Annotated in this window: 7 protein-coding genes; 1 reads left to right on the top strand and 6 read right to left on the bottom strand. The window is 69.3% G+C overall.

Annotated elements, in window-relative coordinates:
• Nucleotides 1–127: 127 nt before the first annotated feature.
• From ACESMN_RS06670 to hypB, 6 genes are all read right to left on the bottom strand, one after another.
• Nucleotides 128–652 carry a gamma carbonic anhydrase family protein gene (locus ACESMN_RS06670; protein ID WP_373052812.1) on the bottom strand — a complete coding sequence of 175 codons (525 nt, stop codon included), beginning with the start codon at nucleotides 650–652 and terminating at the stop codon, nucleotides 128–130.
• A gap of 246 nt (nucleotides 653–898) precedes the next feature.
• Entirely contained in the window at nucleotides 899–1,960 is a 1,062-nt protein-coding gene (gene hypE / locus ACESMN_RS06665; protein ID WP_373052811.1) for a hydrogenase expression/formation protein HypE, read from the bottom strand.
• Entirely contained in the window at nucleotides 1,957–3,102 is a 1,146-nt protein-coding gene (gene hypD / locus ACESMN_RS06660; RefSeq protein WP_373052810.1) for a hydrogenase formation protein HypD, read from the bottom strand. Before hypD ends, hypE begins: the two co-directional genes overlap by 4 nt.
• On the bottom strand, nucleotides 3,099–3,332 hold the full coding sequence (locus tag ACESMN_RS06655; protein ID WP_373052809.1) for a HypC/HybG/HupF family hydrogenase formation chaperone: 234 nt from the start codon (nucleotides 3,330–3,332) through the stop codon (nucleotides 3,099–3,101). The genes hypD and ACESMN_RS06655 overlap by 4 nt, the downstream gene beginning before the upstream one ends.
• 166 nt (nucleotides 3,333–3,498) lie before the next feature.
• Nucleotides 3,499–5,841, bottom strand: a complete 2,343-nt coding sequence (gene hypF / locus ACESMN_RS06650) for a carbamoyltransferase HypF (protein ID WP_373052808.1) — start codon at nucleotides 5,839–5,841, stop codon at nucleotides 3,499–3,501.
• 155 nt (nucleotides 5,842–5,996) lie between these two features.
• Nucleotides 5,997–6,893 carry a hydrogenase nickel incorporation protein HypB gene (hypB, locus tag ACESMN_RS06645; RefSeq protein ID WP_373052807.1) on the bottom strand — a complete coding sequence of 299 codons (897 nt, stop codon included), beginning with the start codon at nucleotides 6,891–6,893 and terminating at the stop codon, nucleotides 5,997–5,999.
• On the opposite strand from hypB, the gene ACESMN_RS06640 reads away from it, so the two are divergent.
• Nucleotides 6,777–7,184, top strand: a 408-nt coding sequence (locus ACESMN_RS06640) for a hypothetical protein (protein WP_373052816.1), incomplete at its 3' end; no start/stop codon positions are given. The two genes, hypB and ACESMN_RS06640, sit on opposite strands and share 117 nt — an antisense overlap.

Raw genomic sequence — 7,184 nt, 5'->3', positions numbered from 1 at the left:
CCGCTCCCACGACTACCCGCTCCCACGACTACCCGCTCCCACCCAGGCTGGGGTGCCGGCCGCGCCGGGTCGGCCAGAGGGCTGGCCTCCTGCATCGGGCGCCGGGGTCAGTGCACGCCGGCTGGCCTCAGCCAGCGTGGCGGTCCTTCAGGCGCGCGTACTGGACGGCTGAATACTCGAGGTATTCCGTCTCCTCGTCGCTCAGTGGCCGCGCGCGCCTTGCCGGACTGCCTCGCCAGAGGTAGCCGCCCTCGAGGCGCTTGCCCGGCGCCACCAGGCTGCCGGCGGCAAGCATCGCGCCGGATTCGATCACCGCGCCGTCCATCACGATGCTGCCCATGCCGATCAGGCAGCGATCCTCGATGGTGCAGCCGTGCAGGATCACCTTGTGGCCCACCGTGACCTCGTCACCGACAGTCAGGTCATGCCCGCCCGGCGCAAACCGGCTGTCATGGGTGACATGCAGCACCGAGCCGTCCTGGATATTGGTCCGCACGCCGATCGCGATCCGGTGGATGTCCCCGCGCAAGACGCACATCGGCCAGATGGAGCTGTGGGCCCCGACATGCACATCCCCCACCACCAGCGCGGTGTCGTCCACCCAGGCGGTGGAATGCAGTGCGGGACGCAGATCGCCAAAGTCACGGATCATGCGTTGAGATTAGCAGGAAAGTCGGAGAGCGGCGCCCTGTGCCGGTGATGGGCCATGCCGCCAACGCGGGCTGGACGATCCGCGATCCGTCGCGCTCCGTTCGCGCCATGGAGTGCGGGAGCCTGCTCCCGCTTTGCCCTTCAGGAGGCTCGCCTCCTGCAGCGGCAGCACGCGTCCGCGCGTGAGTGCGGGAGCACGCTCCCGTACTTCACAGGGCTGGGGAGGGGGCGGAGGCAGTGACGCCGCTCAGCAGATCCGCGGCAGCTGTTCCCCGGAAATCCAGTCGACGTTACGCCGCCCGCCAAAACTGGTCTCCATCTGCACGAAGCCGTGCTCGTCGGCGATCACCTCGCCGATGATCACGGCGTCCCGGCCCAGCGGGTGCGCGCGCATGGCCGCGAGCACCGCCTCGGCGGAGTCCGGCGGGCAGATCGCGACCACCTTGCCCTCGTTCGCGACGTAGAGCGGGTCGAGGCCGAGCAGTTCACAGGCGGCATCCACTTCCTCGCGTACCGGGATCGCGTCCTCGCGAACGACCATGCCCACGCCCGACTGTCGGGCGATCTCGTTGAGCGTGGCCGCGAGTCCGCCCCGGGTCGGGTCGCGCAGGCAATGGATCTCCGGCGCCGCCGCCACCATCCCCGCGATCAGTTCGTGCAGCGCGGCCGAGTCCGATTCGATGGTGGTGCTGAAGCTCAGGTTCTCGCGCAGCGACATGATCGCAACGCCGTGGTCCCCGAGAAAGCCGCTTACCAGAATGCGGTCACCGGGCCGCGCACGGTCGCCCGAGATCTCGATGCCCTCGGGGACGACGCCGACCCCGGTGGTATTGATGAAGACGCCATCGCCCTTGCCGCGCTCCACCACCTTCGTGTCCCCGGTGACCACCTGCACGCCGGCCGTGCGCGCCGCCGCGGCCATCGAATCCACGATGCGCTTCAGATCCGCGAGCGGAAAGCCCTCCTCGAGGATGAAGCCTGCGGAGAGCCACAGCGGTCTCGCACCGCTGGTCGCCACGTCGTTGAGCGTGCCGTGCACCGCGAGGCTGCCGATGTCGCCGCCGGGGAAGAACAGCGGCGAGACCACGTGGCTGTCGGTGGCCATCACGATGCGGCCCTCGGGCCGCGTCAACAGGGCCTGGTCGTTGGCCTGGCGCAGATACGGGTTGTCGAAGGCCGGCTGGAAGAGCTCATCGATCAGCTGCGACATCGCGCGGCCACCACCGCCGTGCGAAAGCTCGACCTTGCCGTGCTTCAGATCCAGGGGCCGGATGTAGCCGCGCCTGGTCCGTTTCGGATTCTCGCTCACGAGGCCTCCGCGACGGCGGAATCCTTCGTGAACTGACCGTAGGTGTAATAGGCCGCGCAGGCGCCCTCCGCGGAGACCATGCACGAGCCGAGCGGGTTGTCCGGAGTGCAGACGGTGCCGAAGACCTTGCAGTCCTGCGGCTGCTTCACGCCGCGCAGGATCGCGCCGCACTCGCAGGCCTTGTGATCCGGCACCGAGCGGTAGGGCAGGTCGAAGCGCACCTCGGCATCGAAGTCCCGGTAGGCCTCGCGGATGCGCAGCGCGCTGTAGGGAACCTCGCCCAGGCCGCGCCACTCGAAGCGGTCGCGCAGCTCGAAGACCTCGGCCACCAGCCCCTGTGCCTTCAGATTGCCCTCACGAGTCACCGCGCGGCTGAACTGGTTCTCGACCTCGGCCCGGCCCTCGTTGAGCTGGCGCACCAGCATCAGCACCGACTGCAGCACGTCCAGCGGCTCGAAGCCCGCGATCACCACCGGCTTCTGGAACTCCTCGGCGAAGAATTCGTAGGGCTGGCTGCCGATGATCGTGGACACGTGGGAGGGGCCGATGAAACCATCCAGCGGCACCGTGCCCAGGTCCCGCACCTCGGGGGACTCCAGGATGTTCTGGATCGCCGACGGCGTCAGCACGTGATTGGCAAAGACGCTGAAGTTCTTAAGACCCTCCTCACGCGCCTGGCGCAGGGCAACAGCAGTCGGCGGCGTGGTGGTCTCGAACCCGATCGCGAAGAAGACCACCTCGCGGTCCGGGTTTTCGCGCGCGATCTTCAGCGCGTCGGCGCTGGAGTAGACCATGCGGATGTCCGCACCCTCGGCCTTCGCGCGCAAAAGGCTCGTCCGCCCGGAGGCCGGCACGCGCATCGTGTCGCCGTAGCTGCAGAGGATCACGCCGTGGTCGCGGGCCAGTTCGATCGCGCTGTCGATGCGCCCGATCGGCAGCACGCAGACCGGGCAACCGGGCCCGTGGATGAAGCGGATCGCCGATGGCAACAGGTCGCGCAGACCATAGCGGGAGATCGCGTGGGTGTGCCCGCCGCAGAACTCCATCAGGTGGTAGCGCCGGTCCGGCCGGACCTCGTCGGCGATGGTCCTTGCAAGGCTGCGCGCAACCTTGCCGTCCCGGAACTCGTCAACGTACTTCATGCGGCGGCCCCCGGCTCGACGCCCATCTCGCGCAGCATCGACAGGGTGCGCTGGGCCTCGTCCTCGTCGAGCCGGTTGATCGCAAAGCCCACGTGCAGGATCACGAAGTCCCCGGCCTTCACGCCGTCCACCAGGCTCACATCCACTTCCTTGCGCACGCCACCGACATCGACCAGGGCCTGTTCGGCCTCCAGCAGCTCAACCACCTTCACAGGGATCGCCAGACACATGGCGCGATTGTCTTTTCTCCCCACCCACAGTGCAAGAAACCGCGATCCCGTAGAGGGTCAAGCACCGCCGGTCCGCCATGTGGCGATGCTCGGCGATTCGGCCGGACGGGAAGTCGTTGGACGAGAAAATAAATCTGTCCCGTTTTTTCGTCTTTTGGGCCAAGCGCTAGCGGGCGTTCATCGCGATCCAGGCCTGGCCGAGACTGAGGCCGCCGTCGTTGGCGGGGGCGAGGCGCGGGAGGTGGACATCGTAGCCGGAGGCGGTCAGGCGCCGTTCGAGGTCGGTCATCAGCACCTGGTTCAGCACGCAGCCGCCGCTGAAGACCAGGTGACCAATCCCCGTGAGCTCGGCCACGGGTCGGATCCAGTCGGCGAGGGCCGCGGCGAGGGTGGCATGGAAGACGGCGGCGGCACGGGGCTGGTGGCGGCCTTCCGGGGCGTGTTTGCTGTTTGGGGAAGGCGGTGGCGAGCCACCGCTGTGCGCTGCGCGGTCGGCCAGCCACGCCAGGAGCGGGAGAAGGTTCAGGGTGTGGTCAGCATCGATGGCCCAGCCATTCGGGAGGGGATCGGCGGGCCCGTGCTGCGCGGCAAGGCCCTCCAGCAGCATCGCGGCCTGCCCCTCGAAGCGCTGCACGGGCTTGATGCCGAGCAGACCGGCGGCGGCGTCGAAGTGGCGGCCGAGGCTGGTGGTCGGCGGGCTGTTGATGCCGCGCTCCAGCAGTTCCGGCAACCTCGGCGCGAGCGGCTGGTCGCAGAAGCGCGTGGCGATCTCCCCTCCCCTGCCCAGCGCATGCAGCGCGGAAGCGGCCATGCGCCAGGGTTCGCGCGCGGCGCGGTCGCCGCCGGCGAGCACGAGTGGGGCGATGTGGCCGAGGCGTTCGAAACCGGCGCCTTCCAGGCGCAGCAGTTCGCCGCCCCACGGCGTGCCGTCCGATCCGAGGCCGACGCCGTCCATCGCGACGCCGAGCACGGGTTCATCGAGTCCGTGCTCCGCCTGCACCGCCGCAAGATGGGCGTGGTGGTGCTGCACCCGGATCAGCGGGACGTCGAGGTCCTGTGCCATCGCAGCGGCAAGCTGGCTGCTGTAGAAGTCCGGGTGGCGGTCGCAGGCGATGCGCGCGGGCCTGATTTCGAGGATCTCGACCAGGTGCCGGGCGGTCTCGTCCAGCGAGCGACAGGTCGCCGCGTTGTCGAGGTCGCCGATGTGCTGCGACAGGAAGGCCTGGTCGTCGCGGGTCAGGCAAACGGTGTTCTTCAGCCAGGCGCCCAGCGCCAGTACGGACGGTCCGCCGCGGGGCAACCGGATCGGCACCGGGGTATAGCCGCGTGCCCGGCGCAGGAAGGACGCCCCGCCGGCGCCGACGCGGATCACCGGGTCGTCGCAGCGCACGACGATGTCGCGGTCGTGCACGAGCAGGGCATCGGCGATGCCGGCCAGCCGTGCGACCGCCTCACCATTGTCGATGACCAGCGGTTCGCCACCCGGATTCGCGGAGGTGCAGACCAGCAGCCAGGGGTCGGCTCCCTCCACCTCCAGCCAGCTGGTGCCGGCCGGGCGGCCCGCCGCCTCGTGGAACAGCAGGTAGTGCAGCGGCGTGTAGGCGAGCATCGCGCCCAGCCAGGCCAGTCCGGGCGCGACGCCCGGCAGGGCCGCGTCGCAGCCGGGCCCCTTGCGCAACAACACGATCGGCCGGTCGCGGGAGCGCAGGAGCTGCTCCTCGGCGTCACCGAACTCGACCAGGCCCGCCAGGGCCCGCGGATTCGCGGCCATCACGGCCAGCGGCTTTTCCTCGCGGTGCTTGCGGGCACGCAACCGCGCGACGCTGTCGGCATTGCGGGCGTCGCAGAGCAGGTGGAAGCCGCCCAGACCCTTGACCGCCAGGATCTCGCCGGCCTCGAGGCGGCGCACCGCCTCCACGATCGGGTCGGCCACGGGCAGCGGCTGACCGTCGGGAGTGAGCAGGGACAGACTCGGGCCGCAGTCCGGACAGGCGTTGGGCTGGGCATGGAAACGCCGGTCGGCGGGATTGTCGTACTCGTGCTGGCACGGCGGGCACTGGATGAATGCCGCCATGCTGGTGTTCGGGCGATCGTAGGGCAGTGCCCGTGTCAGGGTGTAGCGCGGGCCGCAGTGGGTACAGTTGATGAAGGGATAACGGTAACGACGGTCGGCCGGATCGAAGAGCTCCTCGAGGCAGGCCGGGCAGACGGCGGCGTCCGGGGTGATGCCGGTGCGCACGGCACCGGCGCGGCTGGGAGCGATGGTGAAGGCCTGGCCGACATCCGGGGGCTTCGATTCGGCCTCGGTGGTCTCGATGGCATCCACGCGAGCGAGCGGCGGTGCCTCGGCGGGAAGCCGGCGCAGGAACGCGCCGACGGCGGCCGGACCGCCCTGTACCTCCAGCTCCACACCGGCGGCATCGTTGCATACCCAGCCGGTGAGGCCCAGTTCCATCGCCAGGCCGTAGACATAGGGGCGGAAGCCCACGCCCTGGACCTGGCCGTGCACGCGGACGCGGCGCCGGATAGCGGCCGGTATCGCTCTCGCCCCCGGACCCTCCCCCACCTGTGCCCGAGGGAGGGCTGCGGGGGAAGACCGGGGTGGGAGAACGGCACCGGGCCCTGACGGCGGCATCAGCGAATCATCCCCGCGGCAGACGCGGCTCAATGCCCCTGACGGGCCGCGTCGAGCTGCGCCTCCAGTTCCGCGACACGGCGGCGCAGGGCCTCGATCTCCTCTTCTCCACCGCCGGCCGCGCTGCCGCCAAGCCTTCCTTCCAGCCAGTCGACCCAGGCATCCATGCCCTCGCCGGTGCGGGCAGAGACCTGCAGCACCTCGAGCCTCGGGTTGATCCGGCGGGCATACTCGATGCATCGCTTCACGTCGAAGTCGACATAGGGCAGCAGGTCGATCTTGTTCAGCACCATCAGAGTCGAGGCGTGGAACATGTCCGGGTATTTCAGGGGCTTGTCCTCCCCCTCGGTGACCGAGAGGATCACCACCTTGTGCGCTTCGCCGAGGTCGAAGGCCGACGGGCACACCAGGTTGCCCACGTTCTCGATCAGCAGCAGCCCGCTGCCCTGAAGCCCCAGGCGTTCCACCGCGTGGCCGATCATGTGGGCGTCGAGGTGGCAGCCCTTCCCGGTATTCACCTGCACCGCCGGGGCGCCCGTCGCGCGAATGCGGTCGGCGTCGTTGCTGGTCTGCTGGTCGCCCTCGATCACGCTGACCGGCATACGCCCCTGCAGGCGCTCGATGGTCGCGGTCAGCAGGCTGGTCTTGCCGGAACCGGGGCTGGAGACGAGGTTCAGCGCGAGCACGCCCTGACGCTGGAACCGCTCACGGTTCGCCTGTGCGTACTCATTGTTCTTGCCGAGGATGTCCTGCTCGATACGGACCATCCGCTCCTGGGTCATCCCGGGTGCATGGGCGTGGGCAGCCCCGTGACCGTAGTGCAGGTGCTCACCGTGGGACGCGGCGGCCTGATCATCACGGTGTTCATGCTCGTGCGCGGTATCATGACCATGGTGGCCCGCGTGGTCATGCGGGTGGGCGTGCACGGTCCCGTCCGCGTGCCGGTGTTCGTGCCTGTGCGGGTCTTCGTGCGCGTGGTCGTGGACACCCCCGTGTCCGTGTTCGGCCGCATGATCGTGCGCGTGACTGTGCGCGGTGCCGTCGGCATGGCGGTGGCTGTGCGCATGCTCGTGCCGATGGTCATGCCCGGCACCGTGCCCGTGGGCGCTGGCGTGATCGTGGGCGTGAGCGTGCACCGTTCCATCCTCGTGGCGATGCATGTGTTCGTGGTGATGCCGGTGCTCGTGACCATGGTCATGTCCGTGGTCGTGGTCGTG

Origin of the sequence: Thioalkalivibrio sp. (assembly GCF_041690275.1) — a bacterium.
Taxonomy (GTDB): Bacteria; Pseudomonadota; Gammaproteobacteria; order Ectothiorhodospirales; family Ectothiorhodospiraceae; genus Thioalkalivibrio.
This window is presented reverse-complemented; position numbering and strand designations above follow the sequence as displayed.

Bases quoted from the DNA above. Each gene is read 5' to 3' on its own strand.
- ACESMN_RS06670 (WP_373052812.1), bottom strand. From the start codon at position 652: ATGATCCGTGACTTTGGCGATCTGCGTCCCGCACTGCATTCCACCGCC.
- hypD (WP_373052810.1), bottom strand. From the start codon at position 3,102: ATGAAGTACGTTGACGAGTTCCGGGACGGCAAGGTTGCGCGCAGCCTT.
- ACESMN_RS06655 (WP_373052809.1), bottom strand. From the start codon at position 3,332: ATGTGTCTGGCGATCCCTGTGAAGGTGGTTGAGCTGCTGGAGGCCGAA.